At 72.2% G+C, this 20,103-nt stretch carries 17 protein-coding genes; 10 read left to right on the top strand and 7 right to left on the bottom strand.

The features are described from left to right. Nucleotides 1–430 precede the first annotated feature (430 nt). From ACF1AG_RS00675 to ACF1AG_RS00650, 6 genes are all read left to right on the top strand, one after another. The gene (locus ACF1AG_RS00675; RefSeq protein ID WP_359601668.1) at nucleotides 431–1,237 is read left to right on the top strand and encodes a TraR/DksA C4-type zinc finger protein; all 807 of its coding nucleotides are present in this window, start codon (nucleotides 431–433) and stop codon (nucleotides 1,235–1,237) included. A 65-nt stretch (nucleotides 1,238–1,302) separates the two neighbouring features. Next, a complete protein-coding gene (gene lspA, locus ACF1AG_RS00670; RefSeq protein ID WP_359601669.1) occupies nucleotides 1,303–1,944 on the top strand; it encodes a signal peptidase II in 642 nt (213 codons plus the stop codon). Nucleotides 1,945–2,041: 97 nt separating this feature from the next. Beyond that, a complete protein-coding gene (locus ACF1AG_RS00665; protein WP_163085185.1) occupies nucleotides 2,042–2,986 on the top strand; it encodes an RluA family pseudouridine synthase in 945 nt (314 codons plus the stop codon). Further along, nucleotides 2,983–3,450, top strand: a complete 468-nt coding sequence (locus tag ACF1AG_RS00660; RefSeq protein WP_359601670.1) for a GNAT family N-acetyltransferase — start codon at nucleotides 2,983–2,985, stop codon at nucleotides 3,448–3,450. The genes ACF1AG_RS00665 and ACF1AG_RS00660 overlap by 4 nt, the downstream gene beginning before the upstream one ends. A 78-nt stretch (nucleotides 3,451–3,528) precedes the next feature. After that, nucleotides 3,529–5,121 (top strand): Na+/H+ antiporter, encoded by a 1,593-nt coding sequence (locus tag ACF1AG_RS00655; protein ID WP_359601671.1) that lies wholly within the window; start codon nucleotides 3,529–3,531, stop codon nucleotides 5,119–5,121. A gap of 51 nt (nucleotides 5,122–5,172) precedes the next feature. Then, nucleotides 5,173–5,916 carry an SDR family NAD(P)-dependent oxidoreductase gene (locus ACF1AG_RS00650; protein ID WP_387794725.1) on the top strand — a complete coding sequence of 248 codons (744 nt, stop codon included), beginning with the start codon at nucleotides 5,173–5,175 and terminating at the stop codon, nucleotides 5,914–5,916. Between the two features lie 7 nt (nucleotides 5,917–5,923). Here the strand turns inward: ACF1AG_RS00650 and ACF1AG_RS00645 are convergent, their stop codons facing one another. Further along, a complete protein-coding gene (locus ACF1AG_RS00645; RefSeq protein WP_359601673.1) occupies nucleotides 5,924–7,048 on the bottom strand; it encodes a mechanosensitive ion channel domain-containing protein in 1,125 nt (374 codons plus the stop codon). Nucleotides 7,049–7,155: 107 nt separating this feature from the next. Here ACF1AG_RS00645 and ACF1AG_RS00640 point away from each other — a divergent pair, with 107 nt between their 5' ends. After that, nucleotides 7,156–7,740, top strand: coding sequence for a dienelactone hydrolase family protein (locus ACF1AG_RS00640; protein WP_359601674.1), 585 nt, complete (start codon nucleotides 7,156–7,158; stop codon nucleotides 7,738–7,740). 34 nt (nucleotides 7,741–7,774) lie between these two features. On the opposite strand, the gene ACF1AG_RS00635 is transcribed toward ACF1AG_RS00640, so the two are convergent. From ACF1AG_RS00635 to ACF1AG_RS00620, 4 genes are all read right to left on the bottom strand, one after another. Next, entirely contained in the window at nucleotides 7,775–9,457 is a 1,683-nt protein-coding gene (locus tag ACF1AG_RS00635) for an alkaline phosphatase D family protein (protein ID WP_391809148.1), read from the bottom strand. Between the two features lie 99 nt (nucleotides 9,458–9,556). Then, on the bottom strand, nucleotides 9,557–10,369 hold the full coding sequence (locus tag ACF1AG_RS00630; RefSeq protein ID WP_359601676.1) for a thioredoxin domain-containing protein: 813 nt from the start codon (nucleotides 10,367–10,369) through the stop codon (nucleotides 9,557–9,559). A 94-nt stretch (nucleotides 10,370–10,463) separates the two neighbouring features. Continuing rightward, nucleotides 10,464–11,171 carry a hypothetical protein gene (locus ACF1AG_RS00625; protein WP_359601677.1) on the bottom strand — a complete coding sequence of 236 codons (708 nt, stop codon included), beginning with the start codon at nucleotides 11,169–11,171 and terminating at the stop codon, nucleotides 10,464–10,466. 68 nt (nucleotides 11,172–11,239) lie between these two features. Then, nucleotides 11,240–12,586 carry a DUF2252 domain-containing protein gene (locus ACF1AG_RS00620; RefSeq protein ID WP_359601678.1) on the bottom strand — a complete coding sequence of 449 codons (1,347 nt, stop codon included), beginning with the start codon at nucleotides 12,584–12,586 and terminating at the stop codon, nucleotides 11,240–11,242. A gap of 203 nt (nucleotides 12,587–12,789) precedes the next feature. On the opposite strand from ACF1AG_RS00620, the gene dnaE reads away from it, so the two are divergent. After that, nucleotides 12,790–16,329, top strand: coding sequence for a DNA polymerase III subunit alpha (gene dnaE, locus ACF1AG_RS00615; protein WP_359601679.1), 3,540 nt, complete (start codon nucleotides 12,790–12,792; stop codon nucleotides 16,327–16,329). A 92-nt stretch (nucleotides 16,330–16,421) separates the two neighbouring features. Here dnaE and ACF1AG_RS00610 read toward each other — a convergent pair whose 3' ends face one another. Further along, entirely contained in the window at nucleotides 16,422–16,589 is a 168-nt protein-coding gene (locus ACF1AG_RS00610) for a hypothetical protein (RefSeq protein ID WP_191880940.1), read from the bottom strand. Nucleotides 16,590–16,809: 220 nt separating this feature from the next. On the opposite strand from ACF1AG_RS00610, the gene ACF1AG_RS00605 reads away from it, so the two are divergent. After that, nucleotides 16,810–18,015: an NYN domain-containing protein gene (locus ACF1AG_RS00605; protein ID WP_359601680.1), complete on the top strand. Its 1,206-nt coding sequence runs from the start codon at nucleotides 16,810–16,812 to the stop codon at nucleotides 18,013–18,015. 181 nt (nucleotides 18,016–18,196) lie between these two features. Here the strand turns inward: ACF1AG_RS00605 and ACF1AG_RS00600 are convergent, their stop codons facing one another. Then, nucleotides 18,197–18,601, bottom strand: a complete 405-nt coding sequence (locus ACF1AG_RS00600) for a VOC family protein (RefSeq protein ID WP_359601681.1) — start codon at nucleotides 18,599–18,601, stop codon at nucleotides 18,197–18,199. Nucleotides 18,602–19,074: 473 nt separating this feature from the next. On the opposite strand from ACF1AG_RS00600, the gene ACF1AG_RS00595 reads away from it, so the two are divergent. Beyond that, nucleotides 19,075–20,049: an ABC transporter ATP-binding protein gene (locus ACF1AG_RS00595; RefSeq protein WP_391809147.1), complete on the top strand. Its 975-nt coding sequence runs from the start codon at nucleotides 19,075–19,077 to the stop codon at nucleotides 20,047–20,049. Nucleotides 20,050–20,103: the final 54 nt, after the last annotated feature.

The raw sequence follows: 20,103 nt of genomic DNA, 5'->3' as shown, positions 1-20,103 counted from the left end.
CGCGATGCCGGTTCTACTCGCCGCGGCTGCGGCTTTCTTCCGGCGGCTCCGGGGTGATCTTCACGTCGCGCTGACCCCCGGGCTCACACCGTCCCCGGGTCGCTCTGGGCTGCGTACGCCGCTACTCGTCCCCATCCACGCTTCTCGCTCCGCCCAGTGTACGGCGCGGCGGGACGGGCGGCCGACCGCATTTCCCGCGACGGTGTGCCCGGGAATGCCCCGAATGGAGTGGTACGTCTGTTCGGAGCGCCGGGACGTCCGTGCGGGCGGCATACCCGGCGGGTAGCTGGGCACAACGCATGCAGGTCGCCGCGCGGGGTGCGCGGGCGAGGTGACCGTGCGGTGCGCCCCGTTGCCGCAGGGCTCGAGTCGATTTATCGTCCCAGCACGATTCGCGCGCAAGATCACAATATGTGAAGGGGCCTCGGCCATGGTGGCGAAGAAGGGTGCGGCGGCCGAGGCCGCCGAGACGAAGGCCGGTGCGGCCGAGGCCGCGTCGGGGACGACGGCGTCGAAGGGTGCCACCGCGAAGGCCGGAGGCCGGAAGGCCACGGCGAAGAAGCTCGCCGGCAAGAAGCCGGCACGGGGGACCGCCGGGAAGGCGGCCGCCGCGGGTCGGGGTGGGGGCGGCCGTGAGGGCGCCCCCGAGGGGAAAGGTGCGGCCAGGACCAGCGGGTCCGCTCAGGACGGGGCCGGGCACAGCGCGGCCGACGACGCGGACGCGGCCGAGGCCGCGGCGCAGACGGGAGTGACGACGGTGGGTGCGAAGAAGACCCCTGGTCCGGCGGCCGCAGCGGCGGCGACCGCCGTGCCCAAGGCCCGGCACGGCGCGGTGGAGCCCGGCGAGCTGGCGGTGCGTCCCGGCGAGGAGCCGTGGACCGACGCAGAGGCCGAGGAGGCCCGGGCCGAGCTGATGTCGGAGGTGCTGCGGCTGCGCGAGGAGATCAGCTCCTCGGAGCGGTCGCTGGCCGGCCTGATGCGGGACTCCGGCGACGGAGCCGGCGACGACGACGCCGACACCGGCACCAAGAACATCACGCGCGAGCACGAACTGGCCCTCGCGGCGAACGCGCGCGAGATGCTCGACCAGTTCGAGCGGGCGCTCCAGCGGCTCGACGCGGGCACCTACGGCCTGTGCGAGAACTGCGGCAAACCCATCGGGAAGGCCCGTATGCAGGCCTTCCCGAGGGCCACCCTCTGCGTCGAGTGCAAGCAGAAGCAGGAGCGCCGGTACTGAGGAGCGGCCTCGCAGGCCGTGCCGTACCCTCGTCCTCAGTCAAGGACCTAGGCTGAGGGACTCACGTGGCAGAGGCGGAGCGCATCATCGGTACGCCGGACACCCCGGACGCGGACCGGGACGGGCAGGACCGGGACATCGAGGACCGGGACCTGCGGGACCGGGACGGTCGGGAGCCGGCCGGCGCCGACGGTACGACGGAGGAGGCGGAGCGGCCCCGCGGCAGGCGGCGGATCGCCGTCCTGTTCGCCGTCGCCGCCTTCGCCTACCTCCTCGACCTGGTCAGCAAGATGATCGTGGTCGCCGAGCTGGAGCACCACGAGCCGATCGAGGTCGTCGGCGACTGGCTGCGCTTCGAGGCGATCCGCAACGCGGGCGCGGCCTTCGGCTTCGGCGAGGCCTTCACCGTGATCTTCACGGTCATCGCGGCGGCGGTGATCGTGGTGATCTTCCGCCTGGCCCGCAAGCTCTACAGCGTGCCCTGGGCGATCGCGCTCGGCCTGCTGCTCGGCGGCGCCCTGGGCAACCTCACCGACCGGATCTTCCGCTCGCCGGGCGTCTTCGAGGGCGCGGTCGTCGACTTCATCGCGCCCAAGCACTTCGCCGTGTTCAACCTGGCCGACTCGGCCATCGTGTGCGGCGGCATCCTGATCGTGCTGCTGTCCTTCCGCGGCCTCGACCCGGACGGCACGGTCCACAAGGACTGACGGCGCGGGCCACAAGGACTGACGGCGCGGGCCCCGCGGACCGAGGGTCCCGTCACTCCGGTGCGGGAGTGACGCACCCGTCCGGCATACTCGACGGGTGAGCACGATTCCCGAGATCCGTACCCTGCCCGTGCCCGACGGCCTGGAGGGCGAGCGCGTCGACGCCGCCATCTCCCGCATGTTCGGCTTCTCCCGTACCAAGGCGGCCGAGCTCGCCGCCGCGGGGAAGGTCACGGTCGACGGGTCGGTGGTCGGAAAGTCCGAGCGGGTCAGCGGGGGCGCCTGGCTCGAGGTGGAGATGCCGCAGGCGCCCGCCCCGGTGCAGGTCGTCGCCGAGCCGGTCGAGGGCATGGAGATCGTGCACGACGACGACGACGTGGTCGTGATCGTCAAGCCCGTCGGCGTCGCCGCCCATCCCTCCCCGGGCTGGACGGGGCCGACCGTGATCGGCGGTCTGGCCGCCGCCGGCTACCGCATCTCGACCTCCGGCGCCGCCGAGCGCCAGGGCATCGTGCACCGCCTCGACGTCGGCACCTCCGGCCTCATGGTGGTCGCCAAGTCCGAGTACGCGTACACGTCGCTGAAGCGCCAGTTCAAGGAGCGCACGGTCGACAAGCGCTACCACACGCTCGTCCAGGGCCACCCCGACCCGACCAGCGGCACCATCGACGCCCCCATCGGCCGCCACCCGCACCACGACTACAAGTGGGCGGTCACCGCCGAGGGCAAGCCGTCCGTCACGCACTACGACCTGATCGAGGCGTTCCGCGCGGCGTCCCTGCTCGACGTGAAACTGGAGACCGGCCGCACGCACCAGATCCGCGTGCACATGGCCGCCCACCGCCACCCCTGCGTCGGCGACCTCACCTACGGCGCCGACCCCACGCTCGCCAAGCGGCTGAAGCTGACCCGGCAGTGGCTGCACGCCGTGCGCCTCGGCTTCGAGCACCCCGGCGACGGACAGTGGGTGGAGTTCTCCTGCGACTACCCGGACGACCTCCAGCAGGCGCTCGACCAGGTCCGCGAGGAGACGTACGCATGAGCCCGGCCGTCACGGTGCGGGTGGCGGAGGACCCCGCCGACCGCGAGGCCTGCTTCGGCGTCCGCAAGGAGGTCTTCGTCGCCGAGCAGGGCGTCCCCGAGGACATCGAGTACGACGCGTACGACGCGGACGCCGTGCACCTGCTCGCGGTCGCCGGCGACGGCACCCCGCTCGGCACCGCCCGGCTGCTGCTCGGTGCCGCCGCCGCGGCGAAGAACGGCGGCGACCCGTCGGTCGGCTCCCTCGGACGGCTGGCGGTGCTGAAGCGGGCGCGCGGCCTGGGCGTCGGCGCGGCGCTCGTGCGGGCCGTCGAGGAGGCGGCCCGGGAGCGCGGGCTCACCGGCGTCGACCTGCACGCGCAGACCCACGCCCTCGGCTTCTACGAGCGGCTCGGCTACGAGGCCTACGGTCCTCGGTTCCCGGACGCGGGCATGCCGCACCGGGCCATGCGGCGCGCGCTCTGACCGGACCCGCGTGACCGTCCCGGTCGCGCGGTGCATGGCAGGCTGGACACCGCCCGACCCGTCCGACCTCCGGGAGCGGTGACCGTGGATCAGTTGGCCCTGCTGTTCGCCCTCTTGCTCGGGGCGGTCGTGAGCGTCCCCGTGGGGGAGCGGCTGAGGCTGCCGGCGCCGGTGCTGATGACGGTGTTCGGGATCGTCCTGGCACTGCTGGAGTTCGTGCCGAACGTCGACGTCCCGCCGGAACTGATCCTGCCGCTGCTGTTGCCGCCCCTGCTCTACGCGGCCGTGCGCCGCACCTCCTGGCGCCAGTTCGCGGCCAACGTCCGGCCGATCCTGCTGCTGGCCGTGGCGCTGGTCTTCGTCACCACCTTCTGCGTCGCCGTCGTCGCCCACGCGGTCGTGCCGGGGCTGCCGCTGGCCGCCGCCGTGGCCCTCGGCGCGCTGGTCGCCCCGCCCGACCCGGTCGCGGCGACGGCCGTGGCGGGCAAGCTGGGACTGCCCCGCCGGCTGGTGTCGATCCTGGAGGGCGAGGGCCTCTTCAACGACGTCACGGCGATCGTGCTGTACCACGTGGCCGTGGCCGCCGCCGTGAGCGGCACCTTCTCGCCCTGGGCGGCCGGGCTCGACCTGATCCTGTCGGCGGTGGTGGCGGTCGCGGTGGGACTGGTGCTCGGCTGGGCCACCAACAAGGCGATGGACCTGCTCGGCGACCCCACCCTCCAGGTCGCGCTGACCCTGCTGGTCCCGTTCGCCGCGTACGTCCTCGCCGAGGAGCTCCACGGCTCGGGCGTCCTCGGGGTGCTGGTCACCGCGCTGTTCCTGGTGGAGTACGCCACCGACGCCGACGACGTGATGGCTCGGCTGGCCGGGCACACCTTCTGGGACATCGTGGACACCCTGGTCACCGGGGTGGCGTTCGGTCTGGTCGGCCTGGAGCTGCACAACGCGGTGAACACGGCGGCCGGCCACTGGGGCGAGCTGCTGGGCTGGGCGGCGGCGGTCGTCGGCGTGGTCGTCCTCGTCCGGCTGGCGTGGCTGCTGCCGGCGACCTGGCTGACCAAGCGGCTGCACAGCGAACGGGACGTCGGCGAGGAGATCCCGCTGAGCTGGCGCGAGACCGTGGTGATGTGGTGGTCCGGGATGCGCGGCGTGGCGTCCGTCGCGCTGGCCCTCGCCATCCCGCTGGAGACAGACGCGGGCGGCGACTTCCCCGCCCGCGCCGAGATCGTCTTCATCGCGTTCGGCGTGGTGCTGGGCACACTCCTGGTGCAGGGTCTCACCCTGCCCTGGCTGGTGGGGAAGCTCGGGGTGCGCGGCGACACCGGCCGGGAGAAGGAACTGGAGCGCCGGCTCGCCGTCCGGGCCGCGAAGGCCGCCAAGCGCAGGCTGCGGGAGATCGAGGACGTCGAGGAACTGCCGGAGGACCTGTCCGAGCAGATGATGCGCCGGGCGTTCGACATGGGTGCGCGGATCAGCCCGGACATCGTGGACGACGAGCGGCGCGAGGCGGTCCGGCAGCGCTCCAAGCGGCTGAAGCGGATCCGGCGCATCGAGCAGGAGATGCTGAGCGCCGCCCGGCACGAGGTGCTCACCGCGCGCAGCGAGCCGGGCGCCGACCCCGAGGTGGTGGACCGGGTGCTGCGTCATCTGGACGTGCGCAGTCTGCGGTGAGCGCCGCCGCGTTGCCGCCGTCCGCCAGCGCCCGCTCCGTAGGGTCGGGGCATGACACGCAATGTTGTGATCAGTGGCGGCGGCACCGGCATCGGGCTCGCCACCGCGCAGACGTTCGCCGCCGACGGGGACCGCGTCCTGCTCATCGGGCGGCGCGGTGACGTCCTGGAGCGGGCCGAGGTGCCCGGTGCGCTGACCTACGCCGCCGATCTGGCCGACCCGGAGGCCGTGCGGGGCGTGTCCGGGTTCGTGGGACGAGAGTTCGGCGCCGTGGACGTCCTGATCCACTCCGCCGGGGGCAACGGGATGCTCGAACCCCCGGTGGGCGGCGACGACCCGCTCGACGCCGTCGCCCGTGACTGGACGGTCAACTTCCGGCTCAACGTGCTGACCGCCGTGCTGCTCACCGAGGCGCTGCGGCACCGGCTCGCCGTGCCCGGCGGCCGGGTGCTGTTCCTGAGCTCCATCGCCGCCAGGCGCGGCTCGGGACGGGTGTCGTACGCGGCGGCCAAGGCCGGTCTGCACCCGTACGCCCACGCCCTGGCCCGGGACCTGGGGCCGCACGGCATCACCGTGAACGTCGTCGCGCCCGGCTACATCGAGGACACGGCGTTCTTCGGCGGTGACGGCCCGGACGAGGAGCGGCGGGCCAGGCTGGTCGCCGAGACGTCCGACAAACGCGCCGGCCGGCCCGGTGACGTCGCCGCGACCCTGCACTGGCTCGCCTCGCACGGCGCCGCCCACATCACCTCGCAGATCGTCCAGGTGAACGGCGGCGCCGAACGCGGCTGCTGAGGTCCGCTCAGCGCGGCTGCCGGGGCGGATGGGTGTGCAGCCGGCGCGCCGCGGGGACGCCGTCGGCGGGCGTGCTCTCCCGGGCGGTCCCTGGCGGCAGCACCGCGTCGGCCGTGTTGACCCGGGGCAGCGCGTAGGGGTGCTCGTCGGTCAGGAAGCGCATCATCTGCTCGCGGACCGTGACCCGGACCGTCCAGATGTCGTCCGCGTCCTTCGCCGTCACCAGCGCCCGCACCTCCAGAGTGCTCGGGGTGCTGTCCGTGACGGTCAGGTTGAAGGCGCGGCCGTCCCACGCCGGGCACTCCCGCAGGATGTCGCGCAGTTTCTCGCGCATGGCGTCCAGCGGCGCGCTGTGGTCCACGTGCCAGAAGACGGTGCCGGTCATCTGCGGGGTGCCGCGCGACCAGTTCTCGAACGGCTTGGAGGTGAAGTACGACACCGGCATGGTGATCCGGCGCTCGTCCCAGGTGCGCACGGTCAGGAAGGTGAGGGTGATCTCCTCGACCGTGCCCCACTCGCCGTCCACCACCACGGTGTCGCCGATGCGCACCATGTCGCCGAACGCGATCTGCAGCCCGGCGAACATGTTGCTCAGCGTCGACTGGGCTGCGACACCGGCGACGATGCCGAGGATGCCCGCCGAGGCCAGCAGTGAGGCGCCGGCCGCGCGCATCGCGGGGAACGTCAGCAGCATCGCGGCCACCGCGACCACGCCGACCGCCGCCGACACCACGCGGCGGATCAGGGTCACCTGGGTGCGCACCCGGCGCACCCGGGCCGGGTCGCGCTCCCTGTGGTTGCTGGCGTACCGGGTGTAGGAGGTCTCCACGACGGCGGCGGCGATCCGGATCGTCAGCCAGGCGGCCGACCCGATCAGCACCAGGGTGAGCACCCGGCCGACGGCGACGTCGTGCGAGGTCAGCAGCCGTGTCTCGTCGTAGGAGGCCCTGAGCAGGACCGCGCAGAGCAGCAGCTGGTACGGGACACGGGCCCGGCGCAGCAGGCCCCACAGCGGCGTCTCGTGGTGGCGTTCGTCGGCCTTCCGCAGCAGCCGGTCGGTGGCCCAGCCGAGCAGCAGCCCCAGCACCACCGAGCCGCCGACCACGATCAGCGGGCGCAGCACGTCATCCATGTCCCCGAACCTAACCGGCCCGCCCCGGCATGAACATGTGACTTCCGTCCGGTTCCGGGTAGTGCCGTCCGCGAGACACGCCACACCCGGCTGGCACCATGGGCTCCATGAACATCATGCTCTTTCACTCGACCTACGGACTGCGCCCCGCCGTGCACCGGGCCGCGGACCGGCTGCGCGCGGCCGGACACGAGGTGTGGACGCCGGACCTCTTCGAGGGCCGCACGTTCGACACCGTCGAGGAGGGCATGGAGCACAAGGACGAGGTGGGCAAGGACGAGCTGCTGAAGCGGGCCGTCCTGGCGGCGGCGCCCTACTCGGAGCGCGGCCTGGTGTACGCGGGGTTCTCGTTCGGCGCCTCGGTGGCGCAGACGCTGGCCCTGGGCGACGAGAAGGCCAGGGGGCTGCTGCTCCTGCACGGCACCTCCGACATCGCGGAGAACGCCGCGGCCGACGGGCTGCCGGTGCAGCTGCACGTCGCCGAGCCGGACCCGTTCGAGACCGACGACTGGCTCACCGCCTGGTACCTGGGGATGGGCCGGGCCGGTGCCGATGTGGAGGTCTACCGGTACGCGGGCGCAGGACACCTCTACACCGACCCCGGCCTGCCGGACTTCGACGAGGAGGCCGCCGAGGCCACCTGGCGGGTGGCGCTCGGCTTCCTGGACTCGCTGGAGGAGCACGCGGACTGATCCGCCTGCTCCGCGTCCCCGGTGCCGCCCGTGATCAGACGGGGCCGTCCGCCCGCTCGATCCGCTGGGTGCCGCTGCGGGTGCGGTAGGAGCGTGCCCAGGCCGCGGTGGCGCCCGCCTCGGTGCGGTCGGACAGCACGTAGTAGTCCATCTGCGCCCGTTCGGCCGTGAGGTCCAGCACACCGAAGCCGTGCCGGTCGGTGTCCACCCAGTGCACGTGCCGGTTGGCGGCCCGGATCAGCGGGGAGGCGACGGCGTCGACCGTGCCCTCGCCGACCTTGAGGATGTCGTCGAGGTTGTCGGAGGTGACCGACGTGACCACGAACTCCGTGGCGGCGGACGCGGACAGCGGGTAGGTGCCGGCGTTCACCGGTACGTCGTTCGCCCACGCCATGTGGATGTCGCCGGTGAGGAACACCGTGTTGCGGATGGCGTTGCCGCGCAGATGGGCCAGCAGCTCGCGTCGGTCGGCGGTGTAGCCGTCCCACTGGTCGGTGTTGAGGGCGAGCCCCTCCTGCGGCAGGCCGAGGAGCTTCGCGAGCGGCTTCAGGAGGGCCGCGGGCAGGGAGCCCAGCGCGAACGGCGAGATCATCACCGAGGTGCCGACCAGCCGCCAGGTCGTGTCCGACGCCGACAGGCCCGCCTTCAGCCAGTCGAGCTGGGCGCGGCCGGTCAGGGTGCGGCCGGGGTCGTCCACGTCGCCGTCGCCGAGCGAGACCTGCTGCGAGCGGAAGGAGCGCAGGTCCAGCAGAGACAGGTCGGCCAGCCTGCCGAAGCGCAGCCGCCGGTAGGTGGTGCCCTCGACCGCCGGGCGGACCGGCATCCACTCGAAGTACGCCTGCTTCGCGGCGGCCTGCCGGGCGGCCCAGGCGCCCTCCGCGCCCTCGGTGTGGTTCTCCGCGCCCCCGGACCAGGTGTCGTTGGCGAACTCGTGGTCGTCCCACATGGCGATCACGGGCGCGGTGGCGTGCAGCGCCTGGAGATCCGGGTCGGTCTTGTAGCGGGCGTGCCGGGCCCGGTAGTCGGCGAGGGTGACGATCTCGTGGGCGGGGGAGTGCGGGCGGACGACCGTGCCGCGGGTGCCGTAGTCGCCGGTGCCGTACTCGTAGATGTAGTCGCCCAGGTGCAGCCAGGCGTCCAGGTCACCGCGGGCCGCGAGGTGGCGGTACGCCGCGAAGTGGCCCGCCTCCCAGTTGGCGCAGGAGACCACCCCGAGGCGCAGCCCCGCCACGGACGCGTCGGCGGCGGGCGCGGTGCGGGTGCGGGCCGCGGGGGAGTCGGAGCCTCCGGCGGAGAAGCGGAACCAGTAGTCGGTGGCGGGCCTGAGACCCCGGACGTCCGCCTTGACGGTGTGGTCGGAGGCGGCGGTGGCGAGGACCGTGCCCTGGGCGACGACGTCGGTGAACGTCCGGTCGCGGGCGACGGTCCAGCGCACCTCGGTGCCGGGTCCGGCGCCGGAGCCCGGGAGGGCGTCCGGGGTGGGTGTCACGCGGGTCCACAGCAGCACGCCGTCCGGCAGCGGGTCGCCGGAGGCGACGCCGTGCAGGAAGGCGGGGGCCTGCTGGACGGCGCGTGCGGGCAGCGCGGCGGCGAGCGGTCCGGCCAGCGCCGCGGTGGCGGCGGCCGCCTTGACGACCGTCCGGCGGCGCGGGGTGAGGGAGGCGGTGTCCGCGGTGGCGGAGACGGCGCTCTCGGTTCTTCCGTGTCGACTGGTCACAGCCGCTCAGGTTACTGACGTGTACATGCCTCGTGTAGCCGCCGGAGCGGGCGAACCCGGGAAAGTTCGCCCGCTCTTCAACCGCGCGCCGGCGGGGCGTCAGCCCTTGAGCGCCTTGTCGACCGCCGTGCTGAACTCGGCCGCCGTCATGGGCGCGTTCTGCCCGTCGGAGCCGGTCAGCTTCTCGCCGTCCATCTTCACCGTCGGCGTGCCCTGGACGTCGCTGCCGTCGAACTTGTCCGACATCTCCAGCGCCCAGCGGTCGAAGGTGCCGTCCTTCACGTCCGCCTGGAACTCCTTGTTGTTCTTCAGGGCGTCCACCGTGTCGGCGATCTTGATCAGGTAGGCGTCGTCCTTGAACTTGTCGTCCGTCTCCTCGGGGTGGAACTCCGAGGAGTACAGCGCCGACTTGTACGCCATGAAGGCCTCGGGGCTGACGTCCAGCGCGGCGCCCAGGGCGCTCAGCGCGTTCTTCGAGCCCTCGCCGGTGAGGTTGCGGTCCAGGAACGAGGCGCCTATGAACTGCACCTTGTACTTGCCGGCCTCGACGTCCTTCTCGATCGTCCCGCCGACGGCCTGCTCGAAGGAGGCGCAGATCGGGCAGCGCGGGTCCTCGTAGACCTCGAGGGTCTTCTTCGCGTCGGCCTTGCCGATGACGACGGTCGTGCCGTCCTTGCCGCTGGTGTTGGCGGGCTTGACCAGCTTGGCGTCCTTCGCGGCCTCCCAGTGGTCCGGCTTGTTCGCCTGGACCACCGCGTAGCCGATGCCGCCGGCCGCGGCCAGCACGCCGACCACCGACGCGGCGACGACCAGCTGCCGCCTGACCTTCGCCTTCTTCGCCTGGCGCTCCCGCTCCTGGCGCAGACGCTCGCGCGCCGCCGACTTGGCCGCCTGGCTGTTCCGCTTGCTCATGATGATGTCTCCACAGGGGACGCACACGGTCGTGTGCGGAGTTCGTAAGGGGGGACTGCTGGTGCTCGGGCGACCGCCCGGGGCGTGATCCGCCTCAGGCGGCGAGGGAGCACGGCGGCCCGCGCCGTCCCAGGGAGTGCGCGAGGAGCAAGGTGCGCGCCACGGTCGCGCGGTGCGGCGTGCGGGCCGGTCGGCCCGTCCTCGGCGCCCGGCGCACGGTGACCACCGCGACGGCCAGCAGCAGCGGACGGACCGCCGTCGACGCCGTCGCCGCGACCGCGCTCAGCAGCTGGGCCAGCGCCCGCTCACCGCGGCGCAGCCAGGCGGCGGCGAACAGGCCGACCCCGATGTGGGCGCCCAGCAGCAGCCAGGCGGTCGCCGGTCCTGCCTCGGCCAGCACCGCCGTCACCTGGTCGCCGCCCTGAGCGGTGTGCCCGGTGACCCGGGCCAGCGGCGCGCCCACACCGGTGCCGTCGCCGCACAGCACGTCGAACCCGACGGAGCGCAGCGGACCGGCGACCGGGCCGCCCATGCGGCCGTAGCAGACGTGCTGGCCGGTGGTGAAGACCGTGTCGGCGGCCAGCTCCAGCGGGATCAGCAGGGCGGCGATCCGCCCGAAGGAACGCTCCCGCCCCGCCAGTGCGTAGGCCAGGCCGAACACGGCGGCGCCGATCGCGGCCACCGTGTTGAGCGGCAGCGGGGCCCCGGACAGCAGCACGTGCGACGCGGTGCTGAGCGTCACGACGACAGCCGTGAACAGCGCCGCGCGAACGGCTCTGAGCTGGGGTCCGGATATGTCCATGGCGGCTACGAGTGTGGCACGTGCTCCGTTAAGGGATCCCTAAAGGGGGCCTGTGAATGTGCGGAAGGTTACAGCCCCGGAATCCGGCCGTTGCGGAACAGGTCGAGGAAGGTCTGGTGGTCCCGGCGGGCCCGCGCCCCGTAGTCGTGGGCGAAGTCCACCAGCAGCGGCACCAGCCCGTCCTCGTCGGCCGCGATCGCCGCGTCGATGGCCCGCTCCGTGGAGAACGGCACCAGCGACTCGCCGGAGGTGTCGTCCGCCGCCGCGTGCATCGCCGCCGTCGCCCGGCCCAGGTCGGCGACCACCAGCGCCATCTCCTCCGGGTCGTCGAGGTCGCTCCAGTCCAGGTCCACCGCGTACGGCGAGACCTCGGCGACGAGCTGCCCGGCGCCGTCCAGCTCGGTCCAGCCCAGCCACGGGTCGGCGTGCGCCTGGAGGGCGCGCTGGGAGATCACCGTGCGGTGCCCCTCGTGCAGGAAGTACTCCCGCACCGCCGGGTCCGTGATGTGCCGCGAGACGGCGGGGGTCTGCGCCTGCTTGACGTAGATCACGACGTCGTTCTCCAGGGCGTCGCTGTGCCCCTCCAGCAGGATGTTGTACGACGGCAGCCCGGCCGAGCCGATGCCGATGCCCCGGCGGCCCACGACGTCCTTCACGCGGTAGGAGTCCGGGCGGGCCAGCGAGGAGTCCGGCAGCGTCTCCAGGTAGCCGTCGAAGGCGGCAAGCACCTTGTAGCGCGTGGCGGCGTCCAGCTCGACCGCGCCGCCGCCGGGCGCGAAGCGGCGCTCGAAGTCGCGGATCTCCGTCATCGAGTCCAGCAGCGAGAACCGGGTCAGCGACCGGGCGTCCCGCAGCACGTCCAGCAGCGGCCCCTGCGCCGTGTCCAGGGTGAACGGCGGCACCTCGTCGTCCTTCGCGCCGGTCGCCAGGGCGTGGATCCGCTCCCGGTAGGCGGCCGCGTACACCGACACGAGGTCGGTGATCTGCTCGTCGCTGAGCGCCTTCGCGTAGCCGATCAGGGCCACCGACGCCGCGAAGCGCTTCAGGTCCCACAGGAAGGGGCCGACGTACGCCTCGTCGAAGTCGTTGACGTTGAACACGAGGCGGCCGCCCGCGTCCATGTACGTGCCGAAGTTCTCCGCGTGGAGATCGCCGTGGATCCACACGCGCGAGGTGCGCTCGTCCAGGTACGGCCCGCTGTGGGCGCCGCCGCCGCGCCCGGCGTGCTCGGCGGACAGGTCGTGGTAGAAGAGGCTCGCGGTGCCGCGGTAGAACGCGAACGCCGACGCCGCCATCTTCCGGAACTTCACCCGGAACGCGGCCGGGTCGGCGGCCAGGAGCTCGCCGAAGGCGGTGTCGAGGACGGCGAGGATCTCCTCGCCGCGGTGCTCGTCGTTGAGCTGCGGGACCGACATCGCTGGGTGCCTCCTGGTGCGGGATCTCGGGGACGGGCGTGCCGTCGCCTGCCTAACGTGCGGAGGCGCGCGGGAGTGCCCGGCGCCCCGGCCGAAGGTACGCGGGGAAGGGCTCCGGGTGTCAGTGCCGGGGCATAGACTTCGACGCTGTCCCCCGGGACCCGTCCACCCGCAGCCGATGAGATCTCCCTGGAGGCCGCACCGTGTCGAAGCCGCCGTTCACGCACCTGCACGTCCACACCCAGTACTCGCTGCTGGACGGTGCCGCGCGGCTGAAGGACATGTTCAACGCCTGCAACGAGATGGGCATGACGCACATCGCCATGTCCGACCACGGCAACCTGCACGGGGCGTACGACTTCTTCCACACCGCGCAGAAGGCCGGCGTCACCCCGATCATCGGGATCGAGGCCTACGTCGCCCCCGAGTCCCGGCGCAACAAGCGCAAGATCCAGTGGGGCCAGCCGCACCAGAAGCGCGACGACGTCTCCGGCTCCGGCGGTTACACCCACAAGACGATGTGGGCGGTGAACAGCACCGGTCTGCACAACCTCTTCCGGCTCTCCTCCGACGCCTACGCCGAGGGCTGGCTGCAGAAGTGGCCCCGGATGGACAAGGAGACCATCGCGAAGTGGTCCGAGGGCATCGTCGCCTCGACCGGCTGCCCCTCCGGCGAGGTGCAGACCCGGCTGCGCCTCGGCCACTTCGACGAGGCCCTGAAGGCCGCCGCCGACTACCAGGACATCTTCGGCAAGGACCGGTACTTCCTGGAGCTGATGGACCACGGCATCGACATCGAGCACCGGGTCCGCGACGGCCTGCTGGAGATCGGCAAGAAGCTCGGCATCCCGCCCCTGGTCACCAACGACTCGCACTACACGTACGCGCACGAGGCGACGGCGCACGACGCGCTGCTGTGCATCCAGACCGGCAAGAACCTCTCCGACCCCGACCGCTTCAAGTTCGACGGCACCGGCTACTACCTGAAGTCCACGGACGAGATGTACGCCATCGACTCCTCGGACGCCTGGCAGCAGGGCTGCGCCAACACGCGGCTGATCGCCGAGATGGTCGACACCACGGGCATGTTCGAGAAGCGCGACCTGATGCCGAAGTTCGACATCCCGGAGGGGTACACCGAGGTCAGCTGGTTCCGCGAGGAAGTCCTGCGCGGCATGAACCGCCGCTTCCCGGACGGCATCCCGGACGACCGCATGAAGCAGGTCGAGTACGAGATGGACACCATCATCTCGATGGGCTTCCCGGGCTACTTCCTCGTGGTCGCCGACTTCATCATGTGGGCCAAGAAGCAGGGCATCGCGGTCGGCCCCGGCCGAGGCTCCGCGGCCGGCTCGATCGTGGCCTACGCCCTCGGCATCACCGACCTCGACCCGATCCCGCACGGCCTGATCTTCGAGCGGTTCCTCAACCCCGAGCGCATCTCCATGCCCGACGTCGACATCGACTTCGACGAGCGCCGGCGCGTCGAGGTGATCCGCTACGTGACGGAGAAGTACGGCGCCGACAAGGTCGCCATGATCGGCACGTACGGCACGATCAAGGCGAAGAACGCCATCAAGGACTCCGCGCGCGTGCTGGGCTACCCGTACGCGATGGGCGACCGCATCACCAAGGCGATGCCCGCCGACGTCCTCGGCAAGGGCATCCCGCTGTCCGGCATCACCGACCCGGACCACCCCCGCTACTCGGAGGCGGGCGAGGTCCGGTCGATGTACGAGAACGAGCCGGACGTGAAGAAGGTCATCGACACCGCCAAGGGCGTCGAGGGCCTGGTGCGGCAGATGGGCGTGCACGCGGCCGGCGTGATCATGTCCAGCGAGACCATCACCGACCACGTCCCGGTCTGGGTCCGGCACACCGACGGCGTGACCATCACGCAGTGGGACTACCCGAGCTGCGAGTCGCTCGGCCTGCTGAAGATGGACTTCCTGGGCCTGCGCAACCTCACCATCATGGACGACGCCGTCAAGATGGTGAAGGCCAACAAGGGCATCGACATCGACCTGCTGTCGCTGCCCCTGGACGACCCCACGACCTTCGAGCTGCTCCAGCGCGGCGACACCCTCGGCGTGTTCCAGTTCGACGGCGGCCCCATGCGCTCCCTGCTCCGGCTGATGAAGCCGGACAACTTCGAGGACATCTCCGCCGTCTCGGCCCTGTACCGGCCGGGTCCGATGGGCATGAACTCGCACACCAACTACGCCCTGCGCAAGAACGGCCAGCAGGAGATCACCCCGATCCACCCCGAGCTGGAGGAGCCGCTCAGGGAGGTCCTGGACGTCACCCACGGCCTGATCGTCTATCAGGAGCAGGTGCAGAAGGCCGCCCAGATCATCGCCGGCTACTCGCTCGGCGAGGCCGACATCCTCCGCCGCGTGATGGGCAAGAAGAAGCCCGAGGAACTGGCGAAGAACTTCACCATCTTCCAGGCCGGCGCCCGGAAGAACGGCTACAGCGACGAGGCCATCCAGGCGCTCTGGGACGTGCTGGTGCCGTTCGCCGGCTACGCCTTCAACAAGGCGCACTCCGCCGCGTACGGCCTGGTGTCGTACTGGACCGCCTACCTCAAGGCCAACCACCCCGCCGAGTACATGGCGGCGCTGCTCACCTCGGTGAAGGACGACAAGGACAAGTCGGCGGTCTACCTCAACGAGTGCCGTCGCATGGGCATCCGGGTGCTCCCGCCCAACGTGAACGAGTCCGAGTCCAACTTCGCCGCGCAGGGCGACGACGTGATCCTCTTCGGCCTCTCCGCGGTGCGCAACGTCGGCACCAACGTCGTGGAGTCGATCATCAAGTGCCGCAAGGCCAAGGGGAAGTACACGTCCTTCCCGGACTACCTCGACAAGGTCGACGCGGTCGTCTGCAACAAGCGCACCACCGAGTCGCTGATCAAGGCCGGCGCCTTCGACTCCCTGGGCCACACCCGCAAGGGCCTCACCGCCCAGTACGAGCCGATGATCGACAACGTGGTGGCGGTCAAGCGCAAGGAGGCCGAGGGGCAGTTCGACCTCTTCGGCGGCATGGGCGAGGAGGAGAGCAGCGAGCCCGGCTTCGGCCTGGACGTGCAGTTCACCGACGACGAGTGGGACAAGACCTACCTGCTCGCGCAGGAGCGCGAGATGCTCGGCCTGTACGTCTCCGACCACCCGCTGTTCGGCCTGGAGCACGTGCTGTCCGACAAGGCCGACGCCGGCATCTCCCAGCTCACCGGCGGTGACTTCGGCGACGGCGCGGTGGTCACCATCGGCGGCATCATCTCCGGCCTCCAGCGCAAGATGACCAAGCAGGGCAACGCCTGGGCGATCGCCACCGTGGAGGACCTCGCGGGCTCCATCGAGTGCATGTTCTTCCCGGCGACCTACCAGCTCGTCTCGACGCAACTCGTCGAGGACGCCGTGGTGTTCGTCAAGGGCCGGCTCGACAAGCGGGAGGACGTGCCGCGTCTGGTGGCGATGGAGCTCCAGGTCCCCGACCTGTCCAACGCGGGCACCAACGCGCCCGTCGTGCTCACCATCCCGGCGACGCGCGTGACCCCGCCCATGGTCAGCCGGCTCGGCGAGATCCTCACCCACCACAAGGGGGAGAGCGAGGTCCGCATCAAGCTGCAGGGGCCGACCAGGACGACGGTGCTGCGGCTCGACCGGCACCGGGTCAAGCCCGACCCGGCCCTGTTCGGCGACCTGAAGGTGCTGCTCGGCCCGTCCTGCCTGGCCGGTTAGACACCGGACCCCGACGCGCCGGAGGGGCGCACCCGTGACGGGTGCGCCCCTCTTCCCGTGCTGCCGGGCCGCAACGGCCCTTCACACCGGTGTCAGTTGTGGCCGAAGCGCTTCTGCCGGCCCTTGCCGGGGCCGACCTCGCCGGGCACCACCTGCGTGGTGCGCTGCTCGTCCGGGGTCTCGATGGTGGACGTCTGCGCGGCGCGCGGGGTGCGCTCGGCCTGGGGCTGCTTACGGTCACGGTTCTTGTTCTTGGCCATGGTGTTGCCTCCTGTGGGGACTAGGGGCCAGGGCCGAATTCAGATTCACATAAGCCGATAACACACGCATGTCGGACAATTACCGTCCGTAGTGGGGCGGTCGGGGGAGGAAGTGTGGAAACGCCACGCCGAAGATCGAGTTCGGGCCGTTAACACCGGCGGGGTCGGGCAGACTCGAAGGAAGCCCGAAGCCAAACCTCCCGGAAAGAGGGTGGATCGCGTGGACCGCTGCATCGTCCTGGTGGACGCCGGGTATCTGCTGGGGGCCGCCGCGAGTCTCCTCGCCGGGGAGCCCTCGCGGTCCCGGATCACCGTGGACCACGCCGCCCTGATCCAGGGACTGCGTGACCGCGCCGAGAACGACACGCGTCAGCCGCTGCTGCGCATCTACTGGTTCGACGGCGCCCCCGACCGCGTGCCGCAGCCCGAGCACCGCCGGCTGCGCGTGATGCCCCGGGTCACCGTCCGGCTCGGCGCGCTGACCCGCAGCGACGGGCGCTGGGCGCAGAAGGGCGTGGACGCGGCGATGCACGCCGAGCTGACCGAACTCGCCCGTAACCGCGCCTGCTCCGACATCGTGCTGGTCACCGGCGACGGGGACCTGCTGCCGGGCATGATGGCCGCCAAGGAGCACGGGGTCGCCGTGCACCTGTGGGCCGTGCAGGCCGCCGACGGCGACTACAACCAGTCCGAGGACCTGGTCGCGGAGGCCGACGAGCGCCGGGTCCTGGACCGGGCGTGGATCACGCAGGCCGTACGCGCCAAGGAGACCGGCGGGGTGTGTGCACCGCCGCCCGTGCCCCGGCCCGAGATCGCCGCGATCCTCTCCGCGCCGCTGCCCGACTCCGCGCTCGCCCCGGCCGCCGAGCGGGCCCCGGCGGAGCCGCGCCATCCGGCCGCCGCGCACAACGGCACCGTGGAGCGTGCGCCCGCGGCGAAGGGCGTCCCGACCCCGAAGGACCTGGCCGCACTGCGCCACCCCGGCCTGCACCAGCCGCAGCAGCCCGCTTCCGCGACCCTGCGGTGGTCCTCCGACAAGGGGTGGGTGGACCGGCCGGCCGCAGAGCCGCCGGAGGCCGCGTCCATGCCGACGCTGGCGCAGCTCACCACGGCGGAGCAGCGGTGGGCGGACCGGGAGGAGGACATCACCACCGTCGGCGGCGACCCTTTCGAGGTGGGGCAGGTCTTCGCCCGGCGATGGCTGGAGCGGCTGGGCGACCACAGTCATGTGCGGAAGCTGTCCGGGATGTATCCGCGGATTCCGCACCGCATCGACGGTGAGCTGCTGCGGTACGCGGCGCGGTTCGGGTTGCTCGCGCACAAGGACGACCAGATCGACGAGCGGGACCGATACGCCATTCGGGCGGGGTTCTGGCGGGAACTGGACACGCGGACGGGGACGGAGCGGTCGTCCGTGGGGGACTGAGGGACGCGCCGGCTTCACGGCCGGGGGCGGCGACGGCACCCGTTCCCGCAAGCCCCCGCGTCCCTTGCGCGGGCGGGGCCGGTCGGCACGGCCGGCGGTCGCGGCGGGCCGGCCGCGCGGTTCCCCGCGCCCGGCTGGGGGCGGAGAACCGCAACGGACCCGGGGTGTCCCGCGTGCGGGTCTACTCGCCCAGTTCGGTGAACAGTGTGAGCTGGAGGGCGGCCGGCGCCTCCAGGCGGGAGTTCAGGGAGTTCCACGGCGTGCGGGTCGGCTCGGCGACGATCTCCGCCCCGGCGGCGGCCAGCCTCTCCGTCGTCGCCGCCGAGTCGTCCACCTGGAAGGCGACCCGGACATGCCCCGCCACCCGCCGTCCCACCTCGACGTCGTCGATGAACGCCGCGTGGTTCGGATCGGTCAGCTCCAGCGTCGCCCGCCCCGCCTCCAGGATCGTGACCCGCCCCCCGTCCGAGGTGAAGGCGGCCCGTTCGGACAGCCCCAGCACATCCCGGTAGAACCGCAGCGCGGCGTCGTAGTCCTCGGCCGTCACCACCAGGCGCAGCTCTTTCACGGCGGATTCCTCGGTCATGGCAGCTCCGTCCCGTTGCCTCGTCGGAAGATCGTCCGGTACTGGGTGCGAACACGTTGCGCTGTCGCCCGATTCCCGGGCGTCGCAGCGACGGCGGCCCAGTCGCGCGGGAAGCCGGCCCCTCGCCCGGACCTGCGCGGTCCGGGCGAGGGGTGGACGCGGCGCGTTGCCGCAGCGGCCGGGGGTCCTCGCGGCGGACGGCCGCCGGGACGGGGCCCGCGAGGCCGGAGTACCTGGGGTCCGCGCACGGCGCCGGGCACGCCGTCAGTTGCGGAGCCGGACGACAGTTCAGCCCGAATCGGGCGCCGGCCTGCCGAGGAGGGTGCCCGATCCCTCCTCCAGTGTTCGGTATGCCCCCCGGGACGGGGCCGGGCGGAAGGGTGACCCGGGAGCGGGGGGACGGCGGCGACCCCGTAGGCTCGTCCCTTGTGAGTAAGCGCGCGGCACAGGCACATCGGCACGGTGGTGACGTCGTGTGTGCGGTACGCGGGCTGACCAAGACCTATCCGGCGGTGCGCGGACGGCGCGGGGTCCCGGCGACGCCCGAGGTCCGGGCCACCGACGACGTGGCGCTCGACATCGGGCGCGGTGAGATCTTCGGCCTGCTCGGGCCGAACGGCGCCGGCAAGTCCACCCTCGTCCGGCAGATGACCGGCCTGATGCGGCCCGACAGCGGCAGCGTCGATATCCTCGGCCACGACATCGTCCGCCACCCCGAGCGGGCCTCCCGCATCCTGGCCTACCTCGGGCAGGAGTCCAGCGCCCTCGACGAGCTGACCGTGTCCCTGGCCGCCGAGACCACCGGCCGGCTGCGCGGGCTCGACGTCCGGCAGGCCCGCGCCGAACGGGACGACGTGCTCGACGAGCTGGGGCTCTCCGCCCTCGCCTCCCGGCCGCTGCGCAGACTCTCCGGCGGCCAGCGCCGGCTCGCCTGCTTCGCCGCCGCGCTGGTGGGGGAGCGGCCCCTGCTGGTGCTGGACGAGCCCACCACCGGCATGGACCCCGTCGCCCGGCGCGCCGTGTGGTCCGCCGTCGACCGGCGGCGCGCCGAGCACGGCACCACGGTGCTGCTGGTCACCCACAACGTCATCGAGGCCGAGACCGTGCTCGACCGGGTCGCCGTGCTCGACCGCGGCCGGGTCATCGCCTGCGACACCCCGAACGGCCTGAAGGAGCAGGTCGCCGGGGAGGTCCGGGTCGAGCTGGTGTGGCGCGAGGCCGCCCCGCTGCACGTGCCCGAGGTGGCCGCGCTGCGCGACCGGGCCGTCGAGTCCGGCCGCCGCTGGACCCTGCGGCTGGCGCCCGAGGAGGCCCGCACGGTCGTCGCGACCGTCACCGGCGGCGCCGCCTTCGCGGCCCTCGACGACTTCACGCTGGCCACGCCGAGCCTGGAGGACGTGTACCTGGCGCTGGGCGGCGCCGTGCGGCAGGGGCTGGTGAAGGCGTGAGCACACGGGCCGTGTCATCCGTACGGAACGGGGCGACCTCCGGAGCGGCTCCGG

The sequence above is a fragment of the Streptomyces sp. NPDC014764 genome (assembly GCF_043082785.1).
GTDB lineage: Bacteria > Actinomycetota > Actinomycetes > Streptomycetales > Streptomycetaceae > Streptomyces > Streptomyces althioticus.
This window is presented reverse-complemented; position numbering and strand designations above follow the sequence as displayed.